Below are 21,429 nucleotides of genomic sequence, written 5' to 3' on the forward strand. Positions count from 1 at the left end.
GACGCCCCGCTCGAGGAACTCGCATGGCACCATCGCCGCATCGGGAGCGCTCCATGCCGCCATGACGGTCGCCCAACTGTTCCTGTCCGGGGTCAGTGCCGAGTTCGGCAACCTCCGCGAGCCCTTGCGGCGCGACCTGTCCCGCGCCGACGTGTCGGTGGCGGTGCAGGAAGACTTCGCTGCCGGGGGCGCCACCACGCTGGAAAAGCTCGACGACTACCTGAGCATCTGCGACGGGGTGGTCCATCTCGTCGGTGACATGACCGGCGCCTTCGCCCAGCCGCCCTCGGTGGCTGCGATCCGGAAGCGGTACCCGGACCTGGGCGATCGTTTCCCGGCGCTCGCTCCCTTTCTCGCCGACCACGGGCCCGGCTTGCCCTACACCCAGTGGGAGGCCTGGCTGGCCCTGTACCACGGGCGGCGCGTGATCGTGTGTGCGCCGGCGGCCGATGCTCCACGCGACCCGCGCTACGCGCCCGACGACACGCAGCGCCGCCTGCAGCGGGATCACCTGGCGCGGCTGGCCGCGATCGAGCGTCATGTCGAGATCCGCTTCGCCGACGCCGCCCGCCTGGCCATCGAGGTGCTGCGGTCGCCGCTGGGCGACCTGGTGCGCCATGGCGGCGCGACGCGGGGCAACCTGCCGCTGCGCCCGAACCTGTACTTCAGCGGTCGGGATGCCCTGATGCGCGCGCTCGCGGCCACGCTCGGCCCGCCGCCGCCGGCCGGCAGGGCGGCCGCGGTGTGCGTGCTCAGCGGCCTGGGCGGGGTCGGCAAGTCACGTCTGGCGCTGGAGTTCGCCTGGGCGCAGGCGCGCGAGCACTCGGCGCTGCTGTTCGCCGCCGCCGCCGATGCCGATGCGCTCGATCGCTCGCTGGCCGCGCTGGCCTCGCCCGGCGTGCTGGACCTGCCCGAGCACCAGTCGCGCGAGCAGGACGAGCGCATCGGCGCCGTGCTGCGCTGGCTGGCTACCCACCCGGGCTGGCTGCTGATCGCCGACAACGTCGACAGCGAGGAGGCCGCCGCCGCGGTGGAGTCGCGCCTCGCGCCGCTGAGCGGCGGCCAGGTGCTGGTCACCAGCCGGCTCGGGCCTGAGCGCTGGGGGGGTTCCGCAGCGCTGCTGCGCGTCGACGAACTGGATCCGGCCGACGCCGCCGCCTTCCTGCTCGAGCGCACCGCGGGGCGGCGGCGCCCGCGCGACGACGACGACGACATCGCCCTGCAGCTCGCCGGCGAACTCGGCGGACTGCCGCTCGCGCTGGAGCAGGCCGGGGCGCATGTCGGCCTGCTGCGCCTGACGCTGCACGACTACCTGCAGCAATGGAACCACAGCCGCGACAGGCTGCTCGGCTGGTTCGACGGCCGCGTGATGGGTTATCCGCGCAGCGTGGCCGCCACCTGGCAGACCTCGGTGGCCCGGCTCTCGGCACCCGCCCTGCGGCTGCTGCAGCGCTTGAGCTGGCTCGCGCCGGCTGCGGTGCCGGAGTCGCTGCTGGCGGTGCGCGGGATCGAGCCGGATCCCGTGGCCGACGCGGGCCTGGCCGCGCTCGCCGAGCTGGCCGCGCTGTCGCTCGTGCGCCGGGACGACCTGCAGCCGCGCTTCGGCGTGCATCGCCTGGTCCAGGAGGTGACGCGCTCCGGGCTGGCCGAGCCCTTGCGTATCGAGCTGCTGGCCGAATCGCTGCTCTGGATCGATGCCGCCTTCCAGGGCGATCCGTGGGACGTGCGCAGCTGGCCGGTGCTCGACCCGCTCCTGCCCCATGCCGAGGCGGTGGCCGGCGCGGCGGACCGGGAGGGCCTCGGCCCGGCGGCCGCACCGCTGATCGACCAGGCGGGTAGGCTGGTGCACGCCAAGGCGCTGCATGAGCGCGCCGAACCGCTGCTGCGCCGGGCCCTGACCCTCGACGAGGACTACCGCGGCGCGGACGACCCGGAAGTCGCGACGCGGCTCAACAATCTGGCCGAGCTGCTGAAGGACACCAACCGGCCGGCCGAGGCCGAACCGCTGCTGCGGCGTGCCCTGGCCATCGGCGAGGCCCGCCTCGGTGCCGGCCATCCGAAGGTCGCCACCCTGCTCAGCAACCTCGCCGGGCTGCTGCTGGCGGCGAACCGGCTGGCCGAGGCCGAGCCGCTGCTGCGCCGCGCGCTGTCCGTCAGCGAGGCGGCGCTCGGGGCGCAGCATGCGGACGTGGCGATCCGGCTCACCAACCTGGCCCAGCTGCTGAAGCGGCGGAGCCGCCTGGCCGACGCCGAACCGCTGATGCGCCGGGCATTGGCCATCGGCGAGGCGCAGGCCGGACCGGACCACCCGGTGGTCGCCACGCGCCTGAGCAACCTCGCGCAGCTGCTGCAGGTCTCGCAGCGCCCGAACGAGGCCGAACCCTTGATGCGGCGGGCGCTGGCCATCGACGAAGCGAGCTTCGGCGCCCAGCACCCGACGGTGGCCATCGACCTCAGCAACCTGGGCGCGCTGCTGCTGGCGGCCGATCGTCCCGCCGAGGCGGAGCCCCTGATGCGCCGGGCGCTGGCCATCGACGAGGCGTGTTTCGGGACCGGGCATCCGAGCGTCGGCCGGGACCTCGGCAACCTGGGCGAGCTGCTGCGCCTGACGGCCCGTGCGGGCGAAGCCGAGCCGCTGGCCCGGCGCGCCTTGCAGATTGCCGAGTCCAGCCACGGGCCGGACCACCCTGAGGTCGCCACGAGCCTGAACAACCTCGCGCTTCTTCTGCTGGACACGGGCCGCGCCGCCGAGGCGGTGCCGTTGCTGCAGCGTGCCCATCGAGTGGCACTCGCGGCGCTCGGGCCGGACCACCCCGACACCCGTGCGATCGGCGCGCACCTGGCCGGGCTGCGGCCCGGGGAAGCCTGACGGCGGACGGGTCAGCCGCTCACGCCGCCGTCGCCTGCCGCACCGCGCGTTCCCACGCGGCCATGCGCTCGGCGGCCTGCTCGCGCGGCAGGGTCGGCAGGAAGCGCCGCTCGACCTGCCACTGCGCGGCCAGTTCGTCGAGGCTGCGGTACACGCCGGCCGACAGCCCGGCGAGGTAGGCCGCGCCGAGCGCGGTGGTCTCGATCACCTTAGGCCGCACCACCGGGATGCCGAGCAGGTCGGCCTGGAACTGCATCAGCAGGTCGTTCACGCAGGCGCCGCCGTCCACGCGCAGCTCGGCCACCGGGGCGGCGCCGGCAGCGACCGCGTCGCGGCTCATCGCGGCCAGCAGCGCGGCACTCTGGAAGGCGATGCTCTCGAGTGCCGCACGCGCGATGTGCGCCACCGTGCTGCCGCGCGAGAGCCCCACGATCGCGCCGCGTGCCTCGGGCTGCCAGTAGGGCGCGCCGAGCCCGGTGAAGGCCGGCACGAACATCACGCCGCCGGCATCGGGCACGCTCTGAGCGAGCTGCTGCACCTCGCCGCTGGCCTTGATCGCGTGCAGGCCGTCGCGCAGCCACTGCACCACCGCGCCGCCGATGAACACGCTGCCCTCGAGCGCGAACTCGGGCGTCGTCGACGGCTGCGCGGCGCTCGTCGTGATCAGCCCGTTGGCGCTGGTCTGGAACGCGGTGCCGGTGTGCATCAGCATGAAGCAGCCGGTGCCGTAGGTGTTCTTCGCCAGGCCGGCCTTGAAGCAGGCCTGGCCGAACAGCGCGCTCTGCTGGTCGCCCGCGACGCCGCCGATCGGCAGTGCGGCGCCGAGCAGCGCCGCCTTCGTCGTGCCGTACACGTGGCTCGAGGGGCACACCCGCGGCAGCACCTCGCGCGGCACGCGCAGCGCGGCGAGCAGCGCGTCGTCCCAGCGGTTCGTGTGCACGTCCAGCATCAGCGTGCGCGCGGCGTTGCTGACGTCGGTGGCGTGCACCGCCCCCCCCGTGAGCTGCCACATCAGCCAGCTGTCCACGGTGCCGAAGGCGAGTTCGCCGCGCGCGGCCGCGGCGCGGGCGCCGTCGACATGGTCGAGGATCCACGCGAGCTTGGTGCCGGAGAAGTACGGGTCGAGCACCAGGCCCGTCTTGCGCCGGAACAGATCGCCGTGGCCCGCCTCGCGCAGCGCAGCGCAGGCGTCGGCGGTGCGGCGGTCCTGCCAGACGATCGCGTTGTGCAGCGGCGCGCCGGTCGCGCGGTTCCACACCACCGTCGTCTCGCGCTGGTTGGTGATGCCGATCGAGGCGATGTCGCCTGCGCTCAGGCCGGCCTTGGCGATCGCCTCCTGCGCGGTGGCCAGCTGGGTCTGCCAGATCTCCAGCGGATCGTGCTCCACCCAGCCCGGCTGCGGGAAGATCTGGCGGAACTCGCGCTGCGCCATCGCGACGATGTGGCCGTCGCGGTGGAACACGATGCTGCGCGAGCTGGAGGTGCCCTGGTCCAGGGCCAGCAGATGGCTCTTCATGGTTCGGTCACATGCAATTGCACGCCGGCCTCGGCCAGCAGCGCGGGAAACGGCGGCGGCGGTTGCACGTCGGTGAACAGCGCGTCGATCTGGTCCAGCCGCGCCAGCTGCACCATCGCCGGCCGGTTGAACTTGCTGTGGTCGGCGGCCAGCCAGACCTCGCGCGAATGCTCGATGATGGCCTTGGCCACCTTCACCTCGCGGTAGTCGAAGTCGCGCAGCGTGCCGTCGGACTCGATGGCCGAGATGCCGATCAGGCCGATGTCGACCTTGAACTGGGTGATGAAGTCCACCGTCGCCTCGCCGACGATGCCGCGGTCGCGCGAGCGCACCACGCCGCCGGCGACGATCACCTCGCAGTCGGGGTTGTCGGAGAGTATCGCCGCCACGTTCAGGTTGTTGGTGATCACGCGCAGGCCCTTGTGGCGCAGCAGCTCGCGCGCCACCGCCTCGGTGGTGGTGCCGATGTTCAGGATCAGCGAGCAGCCCTCGGGCACCGCCTTGGCCACCGCACGCGCGATGCGCTGCTTGGCGCTGGCGTTGAGCTGCTGGCGCTGCCGGTAGGCGATGTTCTCGGTGGTGGAGGCCGGCACGCGCACGCCGCCGTGGAAGCGCGCCAGCAGGCCCTCGTCGGCGAGCAGCTTGACGTCGCGCCGCACCGTCTGCAGCGTGACGCCGAACTGCTCGGCGAGCGACTCCACCGTCATCGAGCCCTGGGTGCGCACCGCCTCCAGCAGCTCGGCCTGGCGCGGATTGGGAACGAGAGCAGGCATGGCGCGAGGCTGTCATGGGCTTCCGCAGACGCCAATAGGGTTTTCCTTTTATGTTCGCTTTCGTTCGGGTTTGCTCGAATGACATTCGTTTTGGCGCGAACCATCATCCGCGCCACGGTCCGAACCCCAGGGCCGGAGAACCCTTCGAACGAGGAGACCACCATGACCATGTCGAGGCCGCTGCCGACGGCGATCGCCTGCGCGGCGCTGGCGCTGTTCACCGGATCCACCCAGGCCGACCCGGCCGCCGCCAAGCGCTGGATCGACAACGAGTTCCAGCCCTCCGCGCTGAGCAAGGCCGACCAGCAGAAGGAGATGGAGTGGTTCATCAACGCGGCCAAGCCGTTCAAGGGCCTCGAGATCAACGTCCTGTCGGAGACCATCCCGACGCATGAGTACGAATCGAAGACGCTGGCCAAGGCCTTCGAGGAGATCACCGGCATCAAGGTCAACCACCAGTTGCTCGGCGAGGGCGAGGTCGTGCAGGCGGTGCAGACCCAGATGCAGACCAACCGCAACCTGTACGACGCCTACATCAACGACTCCGACCTGATCGGCACGCACTCGCGCCTGCAGTCGGCGGTGAACCTCTCCGACTGGATGGCCGGCGAGGGCAAGGACGTCACCAACCCGATGCTGGACGTGAAGGACTTCATCGGCGCCAGCTTCACCACCGGCCCGGACGGCAAGCTCTGGCAGCTGCCCGACCAGCAGTTCGCCAACCTGTACTGGTTCCGCAAGGACTGGTTCGACCGCGCCGACCTGAAGGCCAAGTTCAAGGAGAAGTACGGCTACGACCTGGGCGTGCCGGTGAACTGGAGCGCCTACGAGGACATCGCCAAGTTCTTCTCCGAGGACGTGAAGGAGATCGACGGCAAGCGCATCTACGGCCACATGGACTACGGCAAGCGCGCGCCCGACCTGGGCTGGCGCATGACCGACGCCTGGCTGTCGATGGCCGGCGCCTCCAGCCAGGGCCTGCCGAACGGCCGCCCGATCGACGAGTGGGGCATCCGCATGGAGAAGGGTTCGTGCAACCCGGCCGGCGCGAGCGTCAGCCGTGGCGGCGAGACCAACGGCCCGGCCTCGGTCTACGCGATCGCCAAGTGGGACGAGTGGCTGCGCAAGTACGCCCCGCCGGGTGCGGCCGACTACGACTTCTACCAGTCGCTGCCGGCGCTGGCGCAGGGCAACGTGGCGCAGCAGGTGTTCTGGTACACCGCCTTCACCGCCTCGATGGTGGCGCCCAAGAAGGACGGCAACAACACGGTGGACGACAAGGGCATGCCGCTGTGGCGCATGGCCCCCTCGCCCAAGGGCAGCTACTGGCAGGACGGCATGAAGCTCGGCTACCAGGACGCCGGCTCGTGGACGCTGTTCAAGAGCACCCCGGTGAACCGCCGCAAGGCCGCCTGGCTGTACGCGCAGTTCGTCGTCAGCAAGACCGTCGACACGAAGAAGAGCCATGTCGGGCTGACCTTCATCCGCGACAGCACGGTGCGCCATGCCTCGTTCACCGAGCGCGCACCCAAGCTCGGCGGCCTGGTGGAGTTCTACCGCTCGCCCGACCGCGTGATGTGGTCGCCCACCGGCGTCAACGTGCCCGACTATCCGAAGCTCGCGCAGCTGTGGTGGCAGCAGATCGGCGACGTGAACTCCGGCGCGTTCACGCCGCAGCAGGCGATGGACCGCCTGGCCGGCGAGATGGACCAGGTGATGGCGCGCATGCAGGAGGCCGACGAGAAGGCCAAGGTCTACGGCGGCTGCGGCCCGCGGCTGAACAAGCCGGTGGACCCCAAGGAATGGCTCGGCAAGCCCGACGGCCCCAAGGCCAAGCTGGCCAACGAGAAGCCCAAGGGCGTGACGATGCCGTACGAGGAGATCGTCAAGCGCTGGACCGCCGCCAAGTGAGGGCCTGAGCCGCCCTGGCCTGCCCTGCCGCGGCGGCACAACGCCGCCGCGGCCCCTCCTTCCGACCGACGCCCGACGGACCGTGACCCTCGAACTCCAGGACGTCTGCCTGCGCGTCGGCGGGCAGACCCACATCCACCCCACCACGCTCGCCCTCGAGGCGGGCGGATTCAACACGCTGCTGGGCGAGACGCTGGCCGGCAAGACCACGCTGCTGCGCCTGATGGCCGGCCTGGTGAAGCCCAGCGAAGGCCGGCTGCGCGTCGACGGGCGCGACGTCACCGGCGTGCCGGTGCAGCAGCGCGGCGTGTCGATGGTCTACCAGCAGTTCATCAACTACCCGAACCTGAGCGTGTTCGAGAACATCGCCTCGCCGCTGCGCGTGACGCACACCCCGGCCGCGCAGGTGAAGGAGCGGGTCGGCCGCATCGCCGAGCTGCTGCGCCTCGCGCCGCTGCTGGACCGCAAGCCGGCCGAGCTGTCCGGCGGCCAGCAGCAGCGCACCGCGCTGGCCCGCGCGCTGGTCAAGGATGCCACGCTGGTGCTGCTCGACGAACCGCTCGCCAACCTCGACTACAAGCTGCGCGAGTCGCTGCGCGACGAACTGCCGCGCCTGTTCGCCGACCGCGGCTGCACCGTGGTCTACGCCACCACCGAGCCGGCCGAGGCGCTGCTGCTGGGCGGCCACGTGGCCACGCTGCACCAGGGCCGCGTCACCCAGTTCGGCCGCTGCACCGAGGTCTACCGCGTGCCGGCGGACCTGACCAGCGCCAAGGTGTTCTCCGATCCGCCGATCAACGTCGCCGCCGCGCACCTGCGCGACGGCCAGGTGGTGCTCGACGAGCAGGTGCGCTGGCCCGCGCCCGCGGCCTTGCGCGGCCACGCCGGCGCGGCGCTGAGCGTGGCCTTGCGGCCGCACCATGTGCGCCCCGGCGCGGCGGCCGGCGTCACGGTGCAGGGCAAGGTGCTGATCTGCGAGATCAGCGGCTCGGAGAGCGTCACCCACTTCCAGCTTGCCGGCACGACCTGGGTCTCGCAGGCGCACGGCGTGCAACTCCACCCGGTGGGCGAGCAAGCGCGCTTCGCGCTCGACATCGACCACTGCCTGTACTTCGACGAAGCCGGCCGGCGCATCGCCGCCTGAACACCGTGAAACAGCCCCCACGCTCACTTCGTTCGCTGCCCCCCGCGGGGGCGCGTCAGCGCCTTCGGGCGGCCGGGCGGCGCTGACAAGATGGCACGCATCCACCTCGACCACCTGCGCCACAGCTACCGGGCCGACCCCCGCCCGGCCGTGGACGCCGACTGGGCGCTGCGCGGCCTGGACCTGGAATGGTCCGACGGCGGCGCCTATGCGCTGCTCGGCCCCTCCGGCTGCGGCAAAACCACGCTGCTGAACCTGATCTCCGGGCTGCTGCAGCCGACCCAGGGCCGCATCCTGTTCGGCGAGCGCGACGTGACCCGCCTCGAGCCCGGCCAGCGCAACATCGCCCAGGTGTTCCAGTTCCCGGTGGTCTACGACACGATGAGCGTGTTCGACAACCTGGCCTTCCCGCTGCGCAACCGCGGCGTGCCGGAGGCCGAGGTGAAGCAGCGTGTCACCGAGATCGCCGCGATGCTGGACCTGTCCGCGACGCTGCACGACCGGGCCGCCGGGCTGACCGCCGACGGCAAGCAGAAGATCTCGCTCGGCCGCGGGCTGGTGCGCTCGGACGTCGCGGCGATCCTGTTCGACGAGCCGCTGACGGTGATCGACCCGCACCTGAAGTGGCGCCTGCGCAGCAAGCTCAAGGAGCTGCACCAGCGTGTCGGGCGCACGATGATCTACGTCACGCACGACCAGACCGAGGCGCTGACCTTCGCCGACCAGGTGGTGGTGATGTTCGACGGCCAGGTGGTGCAGTCCGGCACGCCGGTCGAGCTGTTCGAGCGCCCGGCACATACCTTCGTCGGCCACTTCATCGGCTCGCCGGGCATGAACCTGCTGCCCTGCGAGCTCGACGCCGCCGGGCTGCCGCGCTTTGCCGGCCAGGCGGTGGAGACCGCCTCGCACGACACGGCCGGCGCACGCGGCAAGACGCTCGAGATCGGCGTGCGGCCGGAGTTCGTGCGCTTCGCCGACGCCGGCATCCCGGTGCGCGTGGAGCGTTCGGCCGACGTCGGGCGCTTCCGCATCGTCGACGCGCGCGCCGGCGAGCAGCTGATCAAGGTGATCGTCGCGGAGGGCGCGCCGGTGCCCGAGGGCGAGGCGCACCTCGCGTTCGACGCGAATCGCACGCGCGTCTACGCCGACGGCTGGGCGGTGCAATGAGCACGCGGACCGTCAACCACAAGGCCTGGTGGCTGGTGCTGCCGGTGGTGCTGCTGGTGGCCTTCAACGCCGTGATCCCGCTGATGGCGGTGGTCAACTACTCGGTGCAGGAGACCTTCGGCAACAACGAGTTCTTCTTCGAGGGCGTGCGCTGGTTCGAGCAGGTGATGCAGTCGCCGCGCTTCCGCGAGGCGCTCACGCGCCAGATCGCCTTCACCGCGATCGTGCTGGCGATCCAGGTGCCGCTGGGCGTGGCCATCGCACTGGCGATGCCGCACAAGGGCTGGGGCGTGTCGGTGTGCCTGGTGCTGATGGCGATGCCGCTGCTGATTCCCTACAACGTGGTCGGCGCGATGTGGAACATCTTCGCGCTGCCCGACATCGGCCTGATGGGCCGCGGCCTGAACGCGCTCGGCTTCGACTTCAACTACACCCGCCAGCCGACCTCGGCCTGGATCACGCTGGTGGCGATGGACGTCTGGCACTGGACCTCGCTGGTGGTGCTGCTGGCCTACGCCGGGCTCTCGGCCATTCCCGACGCCTACTACCAGGCCGCGCGCATCGACGGCGCCTCGCGCTGGGCGATCTTCCGCCATATCCAGCTGCCCAAGCTCAAGCACGTGCTGCTGATCGCGGTGCTGCTGCGCTTCATGGACAGCTTCATGATCTACACCGAGGCGGTGGTGCTGACCGGCGGCGGCCCGGGCAACGCGACCACGCTGCTGTCGATCGACCTGGTGAAGATCGCGCTCGGCCAGTTCGACCTCGGCCCGGCCGCGGCCATGTCGCTGATCTACTTCCTGATCATCCTGCTGCTGTCCTGGCTGTTCTACACGGTCATGACCAAGGACGAAGAACGATGAGACGCCTCAGCTGGCTCGTCCCGACGATCTACATCGTGTTCCTGATGCTGCCGATCTACTGGCTGCTGAACATGTCGTTCAAGAACACCAACGAGATCCTCGGCGGCTTCACGCTCTGGCCGCAGCAGTTCACGCTGGAGAACTACACCAAGATCCTGACCGACCGCACCTGGTACATGGGCTACGTCAACTCGATCACCTACGTGCTGATCAACACGGTGATCTCGGTGACGGTGGCGCTGCCGGCGGCCTATGCGTTCTCGCGCTACCGCTTCCTGGGCGACAAGCACCTGTTCTTCTGGCTGCTGACCAACCGCATGGCGCCGCCGGCGGTGTTCGCACTGCCGTTCTTCCAGCTGTACTCCTCGATCGGCCTGTTCGACACCCACCTCGCGGTGGCGCTGGCGCACTGCCTGTTCAACATCCCGCTGGCGGTGTGGATCCTGGAGGGCTTCATGTCCGGCGTGCCGCGCGAGCTCGACGAGACGGCCTTCGTCGACGGTTATCCGTTCTGGCGCTTCTTCGTGAAGATCTTCATGCCCACCATCGCCGCGGGCATCGGCGTGGCGTGTTTCTTCTGCTTCATGTTCAGCTGGGTCGAGCTGCTGCTGGCCAAGACGCTGACCTCGGTGGAGGCCAAGCCGATCGCCGCGACCATGACCCGCACGGCCAGCACCTCGGGCTACGAGCTCGGCCTGCTGGCGGCCGCCGGCGCGCTGACCATCGTGCCCGGCGCGGTGGTGATCTGGTTCGTGCGCAACTACATCGCCAAGGGCTTCGCCCTCGGGCGCGTCTGAGCGGGGTCGCGTATGCAACCGAACGTCGAAGCCGGCCTCGGGTGGATGGCCTGGACCTGGCAGACCGGGCTGTTCTGGGGCGTCATCGTGCTGCTGCTGGTGCTGATGGGCCTGTGGGAGTGGCGCGTGCCGGGCGGCGGCCCGCGCCGCGGCATGCTCGGCCTGACCACCACACGCGGCGACCGGCTGTTCATCTCGCTGCTGTCGGCCGGCTACATCCACCTGCTGTGGCTGGCCTTCTTCGGCGCGCCGCTGTGGGGCGCGAGCGCGCTGGCGCTGGCGCTGGCGTTCGTGCTGTTCCGCTATGCCTGAGACCGCCGGGGCGCTCGACTGCGACGTGCTGGTCGTCGGCGGCGGCATCAACGGCGCCGGCATCGCACGCGACCTGGCCGGCCGCGGCCTGCGCGTGGTGCTCGTCGAGAAGGACGACCTCGCTTCGCACACCTCCTCGTCGTCGACCAAGCTGATCCACGGCGGGCTGCGCTACCTCGAGTACTACGAATTCTCGCTGGTGCGCAAGGCGCTGGCCGAACGCGAGGTGCTGCTCAAGAGCGCGCCGCACATCATGTGGCCGCTGCGCTTCGTGATGCCGCACGATCCCGGCATGCGGCCGGTGTGGATGATCCGCGCCGGGCTGTTCCTGTACGACCACCTGGCGCGCCGCGAGGTGCTGCCCGGCTCGGCCACGGTGAACCTGCACCGACACCCGGCCGGTGCGCCGCTGAAGAAGGTGTTCACCAAGGGCTTCGTCTATTCCGACGGCTGGGTCGACGACGCGCGCCTGGTGCTGCTCAACGCGCTCGACGCGCGCGCGCGCGGCGCCACGGTGCTGACCCGCACCGCCTGCGTCGACGCCCAGCGCGGCCCGGCGCAGTGGCGCTGCACGCTGCGCGGCACCGACGGCGGCGAGCAGGCGCTGACGGCGCGTGCGCTGGTCAACGCCGCCGGCCCGTGGGCGGCGCAGTTCCTGGCCGAGCATGCGCATGCAGCGCAGCCGAAGACGCTGCGCCTGGTCAAGGGCAGCCACATCGTCGTGCCGCGCATGTTCGAGCACGACCATGCCTACATCTTCCAGAACCCCGACAAGCGCATCATCTTCGCCATCCCCTACGAGAGCGACTTCACGCTGATCGGCACCACCGACGTCGAGCACCGCGGCGCGATCGGCGCGGCGCGCATCGACGCCGACGAGATCGCCTACCTGTGCGCGCAGGCGAGCCGCTACTTCGAGCGCGCCGTGGCGCCGTCCGACGTGGCCTGGAGCTACTCCGGGGTGCGCCCGCTGCTCGACGACGAGTCCGGCGACCCGTCCGCGGTGACACGCGACTACTCGCTCGAGCTCGACACCGCGATGGCGCCCTTGCTCAACGTTTGGGGCGGCAAGATCACCACCTTCCGCAAGCTCGCGGAGGAGGCGGCCGACCTGCTCGCCGCGCCGCTGCGGCCGCCACGCGGCGCCTGGACCGAGGGCGCCTTCCTGCCCGGCGGCGACCTGAGCGCCGTGATCGGGCGTGCCCAGCGCCCCGACACCGACTTCAGCCGCTTCGTGCAGGCGGTCTCGCTGGCCCACCCGGCGCTGGCACCGGCGCTGGTGCGCCGGCTCTGCCGCGCCTACGGCGCGCGCGTCGACGAGTTGCTGCGCGCGCCGCTGGGCGCCGAGATCGCGCCCGGGCTGCACGAGGGCGAGCTGCAGTTCCTGCACCGCACCGAATGGGCCCGCTGCGCCGACGACGTGCTGTGGCGGCGCAGCAAGCTGGGCCTGCACTACGACGCAGCTCAGCGCGCCGCGGTGCAGGACTGGTGCCGCGCCCATTGGCGCGAGGACGTGGCGAGCCGGCTCGAAACCACGGCCTGACCTCGGCCGGGACGCTCCCGGCGCCGGCCGCGTCCCGGCGGCACGGCATGGCCGGTTCCATTGCAGCTGCAAACAAGCGCTGCCCCGCCGCAAGCGCGCGGCAACCCAGCGCCGGTGCAATGGCTCCGCGGGGCGCAAGCCTCGTCCAGCAAGCTCATGGAGCCATTCGCATGACGCACCGAACGTCCCTTCCCGGCCCTGGCGGCGCCATGAAGGTGGACCCTGCGCCGAACGACCATGCCCGGTCGCTGCGGCTGCGCGACGGCCGCCAGCTCGCCTACCGGATCTACGGCGTATCGCAGGGCCGGCCGATCTATTTCTTCCACGGCTTCCCGGGCACCCGGCTGCAGGCCGCGCTGGTGCAGGCGCAGGCAGCGGCGCTCGGCATCGCGCTGGTGGGTTTCGACCGCGCCGGCTTCGGCGACTCCACGCCGGCGCGGCAAGGCACGCTCGACAGCGTCGTCGGCGACGTGGCGGACCTGGCAGACCATCTCGGCCACCGCCGCTTCGGCCTGGTCGGCGTGTCCTGCGGCGGCGCGCACGCACTCGCCTGCGCGCGACGCCTGCCGGAGCGGGTGTCGGCCGTCGGCCTGCTCGCCGGGGCCGGCCCGATGCACCGGCCCGAGGCGCGCGCCGGCCAGCTGCCGCTGTTGCGCGTGATGTTCGCGCTCGCGCGCCTGCATCCCTGGTTCGTGAGCCCGCTGCTGGCGCTCGACCGACTGATGTTCCGCGCGAACGTCGAGCGCGCCGTCGACGCCCTGTCGTCGATGCTCACCGCTCCCGACCGCGAGCTGCTGTCCCGCGATGCCGCGGTGCGCTCGATCTTCGGTGCCAGCCTCGCCGCGGCCTACCGGCAGGGCATCGGCGGTGCGATGTACGAGGCCCGGCGCATCGCCCTGTTCAGCGAGCGCGAGCTGCACGGCATCGACGCCCCCGTGCATGTGTTCCAGGGCGGCCATGACCGCCACGTGACACCGGCCATGGGCCGCTTCATCGCGCAGGCGCTGCCCCGCGGTCGGTTGCACTGGTGTGCGGACGAGGGGCACCTGTCGATCGTCGTCAACCGCTTCGACGCGTGCGCGCGGCTCGTCCTGCAGGCGTCCTGAGCGGCGCTTTCAGCTGTCATCGAGCGCCGCGGCGGCGCAACCGTGCCGCAATCACCGCCGCGCCCAATGCCCTCGCGGCGCGCCGCCGACTCGACCTCGTACACATCCTCCACACGCGGTTCGAGGCGGCACGAGCCCTCCCTCCGGCAGACCCAGGACTTCATCCGATGCAATCCACCCCCACCCGCCGCAACGTCGGCATCGCCACGATCTTGCTGCTCGCGTTCGCTGCGGGCTGCACCACCCGGCCCGCCATTCATGCCGACCCGGAATCCGGCGCCGGCACGACGACCGACCGGCCCGTCGCCGTGCAGGCCGCCGCAGACCCCTGCCGGCGCATCGCCGCCGAACGGGAACATGTCCAGGAGGCGCGCCGACAGGCGGTCGAGAAGGGCGACGAGGCCTGGAAGACCGTGCTGCCGTTCATCGTCGTCGCACGCAAGGCGAGCAGCCGGGCCGCGGTCGATGAAGCCGACCGGCAACTCGCCGCGTTGCGCCGCCAGGCCGAAACCGAGGGATGCATCGCAGGCTGAGGCATCTGCCCCGCGCCAGCATGTCGAGCGCCTCACCCCGAGGCGCGCCAACGAACCGAATTCACAGCCATGAACACCAAGATCTCCCTCCTTGCCGCCTGTGCGGCGTTGGCCTGCCTGGCGGCGCACGCCGATCCGGTGCTCGACCGCAATGCCCGCGTCAGCGGCAACGGCAGCGCCGACGGCAGCACGGCTTCCGCCACGCGCAACACGACGGCGACGAACGCCAACACCGGCGTCAGCTACGACGGCAGCGCCACCTGGACCAGGGGCTCGGGCTTCTCGCGCAGCGGTTCGTGCACCGACAGCGGCGGCAACACCGTCACCTGCGGGACGCCGCGATGAAGCGGCACCACTACCTCCTGTTTCCCGCGCTCGCGCTGGTCGCCGGCGCGCTGCACGCGCAATCCAGCGGCCGTGGACCGACCGGGCAGATGCTCTATCCCGCCAGGGGCCAGGGTGTGCAGCAGGCCGAGCGCGACAAGTTCGAATGCCACGAGTGGGCCAAGCAGCAGTCGGGCTTCGATCCGGCCGCCTTGCAGGCACAGCCGGCGCCGCAGCAGGCCCAGGCCGGCCCCTCCACCGGCGGCATGGTCGCCGGGGCGGCCGGCGGCGCCGCGGTGGCCGAACTGGCCGACAGGGACGCCAGCAAGGGGGCGGCCGTGGGGCTGCTCGGCGCGGGTCTGCGCCAGCAGATGCAGCAGAACCGGCAGCTCAGCGCGCAACAGCAGCAGGCGCTGCAGCAGCAGGCCGCCGTTGCGCAGAAGCGCGGCACCTACGACCGCGGCTTTGCCGCGTGCATGGAAGCGCGCGGCTACGTCGTCAAGTAGCGGCCTTGACTTCAGTTGTCATCTGCCGCGCGGCGCTGAAACGGTGCCGCAACCCCGCCAGCCCACAGTGCGCAGCACCCCATCCGGAGGCCCTGCAAACACCATGAACTCCATCCGATCGTTCGGCGCGCTGCTCGCGCTGTCGGCACTGGCCGCCGCGTGCGGCTCCAAGAAGGAACCCGCGCACGAAGACATCCGCCCGGTGCAGAGCCAGGTCGTCGGCGCGAGCGACGGCTCGGTCGGCGCCAGCTACTCCGGCGTGGTGCAGGCGCGCTACGAGAGCAAGCTCGGCTTCCAGACCTCGGGCCGCATCGTCGCGCGCCTGGTCGAGGTGGGCAGCCCGGTCAAGCGCGGCCAGCCGCTGGCGCGGCTCGACCCCGAGCAGCAGGCGCTGCAGGTGGTGGCCGCGGTGGCCGACGTCGAAGGCGCGCGCGCCCGCGTCGCGCAGGACCGCACCGACCTCGAGCGCACCGAGGCCCTGCAGAAGCGCCAGTTCGCCTCGCAGGCCGAGGTGGACCAGGCGCGCCTGGCGCTCGCGCAGTCGGAATCTCACCTGAAGGCGGCGCTGGCGCAGCAGGCGATCAAGGTCAACCAGCGTGGCTACACCGAGTTGGTGGCCGACCGCGACGGCGTGGTCAGCGCGATCGGCGCCGAGTCGGGCCAGGTGGTCTCGGCCGGGCAGGTGGTCGTGACGCTCGCCGCCGCCGGCGAGCGCGAGGTGCTGGTCAGCATCCCCGAGTCGCGCGTCGACGAACTGCGCGAGGCCCGGTCGCTGCGCGTCTCGGTCTGGGCGCAGCCGGGCAAGGCCTACCAGGGCGCGCTGCGCGAGCTCGCGCCCGACACCGACAGCGTGACACGCACCTACTCGGCGCGCATCAGCATCAAGGACGCCGACGCGGCGCTGCGGCTGGGCATGACGGCCAGCGTGTTCGCGCCCGACGTCGAAGGCCGGCATGCGATCCGCCTGCCGCTGACCGCCGTGCTGCACAAGGACCAGCAGGCGCAGGTGTGGATCGTCGACGGCGCGACCGCGCAGGTCGCCGCGCGGCCGGTGCAGCTCGGCGGCGTCCAGGGCGACAGCGTGATCGTCACCTCGGGCCTGCAAGGCGGCGAGACGGTGGTCACCGCCGGCGTGCACATGCTGTACGCCGGGCAGAAGGTCAAGGTCGTGCCGACGGCGCAGACGGTCGCCCGGGTGAAGTGAAGCGAGGCCGAGATGCTCAAGCTCAACCTCTCCGAATGGGCCCTGAAACATCGCCAGATGGTGGTGTTCCTGCTGATCCTGCTGTCGGTGGCCGGCGTGCTGGCCTATACGCAGCTGGGCCAGAAGGAGGATCCCGAGTTCACCGTCAAGGCGATGTTGGTGCAGGCGCACTGGCCGGGCAGTTCGGCCCAGCAGATGGCCGAGCAGGTGACCGACAAGCTCGAGAAGAAGCTGCAGGAAGTGGCCGAGATCGACTACATGACCAGCTACGCCAAGCCCGGCGTCACGCAGATCACGATCTCCCTGCGCGAGGACACCGCGCCCGAGGCCGTGCCGCAGGTCTGGTACCAGGTGCGCAAGAAGCTCGGCGACATCCAGCACACGCTGCCGCAGGGCGTCAAGGGCCCGTTCTTCAACGACGAGTTCGGCGACACCTTCGGCAACCTGTACGCGCTCACCGGCGACGGCTTCTCGTACGCCCAGCTGCGCGACTTCGCCGACGCCGCGCGCAACGAGTTCCTGCGCGTGGCCGACGTCAACAAGGTCGAGTTCACCGGCGCGCAGGACGAGAAGATCTACATCGAGGCGAGCAACGCCAAGCTGGCGTCGCTGGGGCTGGACCCGCAGATCATCACCAGCACGCTGGCTGCGACCAACCACGTCGGCGCCGCCGGCACCGTGCTGACCTCGACCGAGCAGGTGCGCCTGGCCGTCAGCGGCGAGTTCGATTCGGTCGAGTCCATCCGCAACATCGGCATCCGCGCCGGCGAGCGCAGCTTCCGGCTCGGCGACATCGCCGAGGTGAAGCGCGGCGTGGTCGAGCCGGCGACGATGAAGATGCGCTTCAACGGCGAGCCCGCCATCGGCCTGGCGGTCAGCATGCGCAAGGGCGGCGACGTGATCCGCCTGGGCGAGCAGCTCACCGCCACGGTGGCGCGCGTGCAGGCCAGCCTGCCGGTGGGCGTGCAGATCCACGCGGTGTCGGACCAGCCCAAGGTCGTCAAGGCCTCGGTCAACGAGTTCAAGAAGAGCCTGGCCGAGGCGGTGGTCATCGTGCTGGCCGTCAGCTTCCTGTCGCTCGGGCTGCGCACCGGCCTGGTGGTCGCGCTGTGCATCCCGCTGGTGCTGGCGCTGACCTTCCTGACGATGTACTTCCTCGGCATCGAGCTGCAGCGCATCTCGCTGGGGGCGCTGATCATCGCGCTCGGCCTGCTGGTGGACGACGCGATCATCGCCGTCGAGATGATGGCGCTCAAGCTCGAGCAGGGCTGGGACAAGTTCCGCGCCGCCACCTACGCGTACACGGCGACGGCCTTCCCGATGCTGACCGGCACGCTGATCACCGCAGCGGGTTTCCTGCCCGTGGGCTTCGCCAAGTCGGGCTCGGGCGAGTACGTGTTCTCGCTGTTCCAGGTGGTCGGCATCTCGCTGATCCTGAGCTGGATCGTGGCCGTGGTCTTCACGCCCTACATCGGCTTCAAGCTGCTGAAGGAGGACGCGCACGCCCACCATGACGAGGACGCCGTGTACGCGCGCGGCTTCTACGCGCGCTTCCGCGGCTTCATGCACCGGTGCCTGGCGCACCGCAGGACGGTGATCGGCATCACCGTGGCGGCCTTCGTGGCGTCGGTGGCGCTGTTCAAGGCGGCCGTGCCGCAGCAGTTCTTCCCCGCCTCCGACCGGCCGGAGCTGATGGTCGACCTGTGGATGCCGCAGGCAGCCACCTTCGAGGCCAGCCACCGCGAGGTGATGGCGCTCGAGGCGAAGCTGAAGGGCGACCCCGACGTCGTGGCCGTCACCAGCTACGTCGGCAGCGGCAGCCCGCGCTTCTACCTGCCGCTGGACGTGCAGACGCCCAACCTGAACCTGGGCGAGATGATGGCGATGACGAAGGGCGGCGAGGCGCGCGAGCGTGTGCTGGCGAAGATCACCACGCTGTTTGCGAACGAGTTCCCGCTCGTGCGCGGCCGCGTCAACCGCCTCGAGAACGGCCCGCCGGTGGGCTATCCGGTGCAGTTTCGCGTGTTCGGCAACGACAACGCCCAGGTGCAGGCCGCGGCCGACCAGGTGGCGGAGATCCTGCGCACCCACCCGAACGTGCGCCGCGTCAACCAGGACTGGGGCGAACGCCTGAAGCGGCTGAAGGTCGACGTCGACCAGGACAAGGCGCGCGCGCTGGGCATCACCTCGCGCGAGATCCAGGACGCGCTGCAGACCTCGCTGTCCGGTCGCACGGTGACGCAGTACCGCGAAGGCGACGACGGCATCGACGTGGTGGCACGCCTGGTCGAGCCCGAGCGCAGCGACCTCAACAACCTGAAGGACGCCAAGATCTACCTGCGCAACGGCCAGTTCGTGCCGGTCTCGCAGGTGGCCCGCCTGTCGCTCGACAGCGAGGACAGCGTGCTGTGGCGGCGCAACCGCGTGCCCACGCTGACGGTGCGCGCCGACGTCGAAGGCGCCGAGGCGCCCGACGTGACGCGTGCGCTGAAGCCCCGGATCGACGCGCTGGCCGCCGCCCTGCCGCTGGGCTACGGCATCGAGCTCGGTGGCGCGCAGGAGTCGAGCGCCAAGGCGCAGGCCTCGATCATGGCGGTGATGCCGCTGGCCATCGTCGCGATCCTGCTGCTGCTGATGGTGCAGCTGCAGGACATGAAGAAGATGGCGCTGGTGCTGGCCACCGCGCCGCTCGGGCTGATCGGCGTCGCGGCGATCCTGGCGGCCTTCCGCATCCCGTTCGGCTTCGTCGCGATGCTGGGCGTGATCGCGCTGGCCGGCATGATCATCCGCAACTCGGTGATCCTGGTGGTGCAGATCGACCACGACGTGGCGACCGGCAAGCCGCTGTGGGACGCGATCGTCGAGTCGGCGGTGCGGCGCCTGCGCCCGATCGTGCTGACCGCGCTGGCCGCCATCCTGGCGATGATCCCGCTCACCCACTCGGTGTTCTGGGGCCCGATGGCCTGGGCCATCATGGGCGGGCTGTTCGTCGCGACCCTGCTCACGCTGATCTTCCTGCCCGCGCTGTACGCCGCCGCGTACGGCGCCCGGCGCCCCGCCTGATCCGAGGAACCACGATGAACCAGCCCGTGCTCAGAGCACTGGCGGCGGCTGCCTTCGCCGCCGCCGCCGCCCCGGCCCTCGCGCTCGACCTGATGGGCGCCTACGAGAAGGCGCAGTCGCACGACCCGACGCTCGCCGCGGCGCGCTCCGAGGTGCTCGCCGGCCGCGAGAAGGCGATCCAGGGCCGCGCGCTGCTGCTGCCGCAGGTGCAGCTGACGGCGGGTGCGACCTACCTGAAGGACCACTCCTCGTCGAGCAGCCTGCCGCCGCAGCTGCAGGACGTGGTCAAGCCGAACGGCTCGGGCACGCTGCACGAGGTGGCCCTCGAGGCCAAGCAGCCCCTCTGGGCCCCCAAGTCGCGTGCCGACAAGCAGCAGCTCGAGCAGCAGACCGCGCTGGCCGAAGTGAAGCACCGCGACGCGCAGCAGCAGCTGATCCAGCGCGTCGCGCAGGCCTACTTCAACGTGCTGCTGGCCGAGGAGAACCTGCGTGTGGCACGGGCCGAGAAGGCCGCCGTGACGCTGCAGCGCGACCGCGCGCAGGCACGCTTCGACGTCGGCCGCGGCCGCATCACCGAGGTGCAGGAGTCCCAGGCGCGCCTGGACAGCGTGGTCACGCGCGAACTGCAGGCCGACAGCACGCTCGAGCTGCGGCGCGCGCAGTTCGAGGAGCTGACCGGCGACCAGGCGCTGGGCCTGGCCGCGCTGCGCCCCGGCTTCGTGCCGCAGCCGCCGCAGCCCGACAGCGCCGCCGCGTGGCAGCAGCAGGCGGTGGCGCAGAACACGCGCGTGCTCTTCAGGCAGGGCGAACTCGCGATCGCCGGCTTCGAGATCGAGAAGTACAAGCTGGCCGCGCGGCCGACGCTCGACCTGGTGGCGAGCACCTCCTACAAGGGTCAGTCCGGCGGCCTGTCGGAGCTGACCGCGCCCGACGGCAAGCGCAGCACGATGATCGGGCTGCAGTTCAGCGTGCCGCTGTATGCCGGCGGCGCCATCACGTCCAAGGAGCGCGAGTCGGTGGCCCGGCGCAGCCAGGCCGAGCAGGAGGTGGCCGCCGCGATGCGCGACGCGCGCCTGCAGGCGCAGGACGCGTACCTCGCGGTGCGGACCGGCGTGTCGCGCATCGGCTCGCTCGAGCAGTCGGTGCGCTCGGACACCACGGCGCTCGAAGCCACCATGCTCGGCCGCGACCTCGGCACGCGCACCGAGCTGGACGTGCTCGACGCGCAGCAGCGCCTGTACGCGTCGCAGCGCGACCTGGCGCAGGCGCGCAACGACTACCTGATCGGACGCATCCAGCTCGCCGCCGCGGCGGGCGCTCTGAACGAGGGCGACCTGGCGGCGCTCAACCAGTTCCTCGCCCACTGAACGCCATGAACCCCCGCACCCTGCTCCTGCGCGGCAACGCGCTGTTCCTCACCGTCGCCGCCGCCGGCGGCCTGCACGCGGACCTGCGCGCCGCCTTCTTCGGCACCGGCCCGTTCGCGCCGGTGGTCGGCATGGCGCCCGACACCGCGATCGGCTTCGTCGAGGCCCACGGCCTGGCGCTGATCTTCGCCGCGCTGCTGTGGTGCGCACAGCCGTCGCGACAGTGGCACGCCGTGGGCGCGGCCATCCACGCCCTGCTCGGCGGCTCGAACCTCGTGTTCTGGCCGCTCTTCGCGGCCAGCGGCACGCTCGCCGTCGGCGTGGTGACGACGGTCCTGCACGGCAGCCTCCTCACGCTGCACACCGTCGCCCTTCTGAGCTTCCGGCCCGCCGCGGAAGCGCTGAGGGCCTGACCCTTCCCCGCCTCGACA

At 71.2% G+C, this 21,429-nt stretch carries 18 protein-coding genes; 16 read left to right on the plus strand and 2 right to left on the minus strand.

The annotated features are described in order from the left end of the window. Positions 1 to 61 precede the first annotated feature (61 nt). Entirely contained in the window at positions 62 to 2,869 is a 2,808-nt protein-coding gene (locus tag D9C15_RS13655) for a tetratricopeptide repeat protein (RefSeq protein WP_127998082.1), read from the plus strand. 19 nt (positions 2,870 to 2,888) lie between these two features. Here the strand turns inward: D9C15_RS13655 and glpK are convergent, their stop codons facing one another. Continuing rightward, entirely contained in the window at positions 2,889 to 4,385 is a 1,497-nt protein-coding gene (gene glpK, locus D9C15_RS13660; protein ID WP_127998084.1) for a glycerol kinase GlpK, read from the minus strand. Then, complete coding sequence (locus D9C15_RS13665; RefSeq protein WP_127998086.1) at positions 4,382 to 5,158, minus strand: DeoR/GlpR family DNA-binding transcription regulator; 777 nt, start codon at positions 5,156 to 5,158, stop codon at positions 4,382 to 4,384. The genes glpK and D9C15_RS13665 overlap by 4 nt, the downstream gene beginning before the upstream one ends. A gap of 162 nt (positions 5,159 to 5,320) precedes the next feature. On the opposite strand from D9C15_RS13665, the gene D9C15_RS13670 reads away from it, so the two are divergent. From D9C15_RS13670 to D9C15_RS33400, 15 genes are all read left to right on the plus strand, one after another. After that, a complete protein-coding gene (locus D9C15_RS13670; protein WP_205854797.1) occupies positions 5,321 to 7,069 on the plus strand; it encodes an ABC transporter substrate-binding protein in 1,749 nt (582 codons plus the stop codon). Between the two features lie 82 nt (positions 7,070 to 7,151). Further along, complete coding sequence (locus D9C15_RS13675; RefSeq protein WP_127998088.1) at positions 7,152 to 8,213, plus strand: ABC transporter ATP-binding protein; 1,062 nt, start codon at positions 7,152 to 7,154, stop codon at positions 8,211 to 8,213. Between the two features lie 90 nt (positions 8,214 to 8,303). After that, positions 8,304 to 9,380, plus strand: a complete 1,077-nt coding sequence (locus D9C15_RS13680; RefSeq protein ID WP_127998090.1) for an ABC transporter ATP-binding protein — start codon at positions 8,304 to 8,306, stop codon at positions 9,378 to 9,380. Continuing rightward, on the plus strand, positions 9,377 to 10,243 hold the full coding sequence (locus D9C15_RS13685; protein WP_127998092.1) for a carbohydrate ABC transporter permease: 867 nt from the start codon (positions 9,377 to 9,379) through the stop codon (positions 10,241 to 10,243). The genes D9C15_RS13680 and D9C15_RS13685 overlap by 4 nt, the downstream gene beginning before the upstream one ends. After that, entirely contained in the window at positions 10,240 to 11,040 is an 801-nt protein-coding gene (locus D9C15_RS13690) for a carbohydrate ABC transporter permease (RefSeq protein WP_127998094.1), read from the plus strand. The genes D9C15_RS13685 and D9C15_RS13690 overlap by 4 nt, the downstream gene beginning before the upstream one ends. Positions 11,041 to 11,052: 12 nt before the next feature. Then, entirely contained in the window at positions 11,053 to 11,352 is a 300-nt protein-coding gene (locus D9C15_RS13695; protein ID WP_127998096.1) for a DUF2160 domain-containing protein, read from the plus strand. After that, positions 11,345 to 12,895, plus strand: a complete 1,551-nt coding sequence (gene glpD, locus D9C15_RS13700; RefSeq protein ID WP_127998098.1) for a glycerol-3-phosphate dehydrogenase — start codon at positions 11,345 to 11,347, stop codon at positions 12,893 to 12,895. The genes D9C15_RS13695 and glpD overlap by 8 nt, the downstream gene beginning before the upstream one ends. Positions 12,896 to 13,104: 209 nt before the next feature. Next, positions 13,105 to 14,001 (plus strand): alpha/beta fold hydrolase, encoded by an 897-nt coding sequence (locus D9C15_RS13705; RefSeq protein ID WP_127998100.1) that lies wholly within the window; start codon positions 13,105 to 13,107, stop codon positions 13,999 to 14,001. A gap of 167 nt (positions 14,002 to 14,168) precedes the next feature. Further along, positions 14,169 to 14,534 (plus strand): hypothetical protein, encoded by a 366-nt coding sequence (locus D9C15_RS13710; RefSeq protein WP_127998102.1) that lies wholly within the window; start codon positions 14,169 to 14,171, stop codon positions 14,532 to 14,534. Between the two features lie 69 nt (positions 14,535 to 14,603). After that, on the plus strand, positions 14,604 to 14,879 hold the full coding sequence (locus D9C15_RS13715) for a hypothetical protein (RefSeq protein ID WP_127998104.1): 276 nt from the start codon (positions 14,604 to 14,606) through the stop codon (positions 14,877 to 14,879). After that, the gene (locus D9C15_RS13720; protein ID WP_127998106.1) at positions 14,876 to 15,364 is read left to right on the plus strand and encodes a glycine zipper family protein; all 489 of its coding nucleotides are present in this window, start codon (positions 14,876 to 14,878) and stop codon (positions 15,362 to 15,364) included. The genes D9C15_RS13715 and D9C15_RS13720 overlap by 4 nt, the downstream gene beginning before the upstream one ends. A 103-nt stretch (positions 15,365 to 15,467) precedes the next feature. Next, complete coding sequence (locus D9C15_RS13725) at positions 15,468 to 16,568, plus strand: efflux RND transporter periplasmic adaptor subunit (RefSeq protein WP_127998108.1); 1,101 nt, start codon at positions 15,468 to 15,470, stop codon at positions 16,566 to 16,568. A 12-nt stretch (positions 16,569 to 16,580) separates the two neighbouring features. Further along, positions 16,581 to 19,631, plus strand: a complete 3,051-nt coding sequence (locus D9C15_RS13730; RefSeq protein WP_127998110.1) for an efflux RND transporter permease subunit — start codon at positions 16,581 to 16,583, stop codon at positions 19,629 to 19,631. Between the two features lie 14 nt (positions 19,632 to 19,645). After that, positions 19,646 to 20,998, plus strand: a complete 1,353-nt coding sequence (locus D9C15_RS13735) for a TolC family outer membrane protein (protein ID WP_127998112.1) — start codon at positions 19,646 to 19,648, stop codon at positions 20,996 to 20,998. Positions 20,999 to 21,003: 5 nt separating this feature from the next. Then, positions 21,004 to 21,411: a hypothetical protein gene (locus D9C15_RS33400; protein WP_164886723.1), complete on the plus strand. Its 408-nt coding sequence runs from the start codon at positions 21,004 to 21,006 to the stop codon at positions 21,409 to 21,411. The last annotated feature ends 18 nt before the right edge of the window (positions 21,412 to 21,429 follow it).

Origin of the sequence: Piscinibacter defluvii (genome assembly GCF_004011805.1) — a bacterium.
In the GTDB taxonomy this organism is placed as follows: Bacteria; Pseudomonadota; Gammaproteobacteria; order Burkholderiales; family Burkholderiaceae_C; genus Piscinibacter; species Piscinibacter defluvii.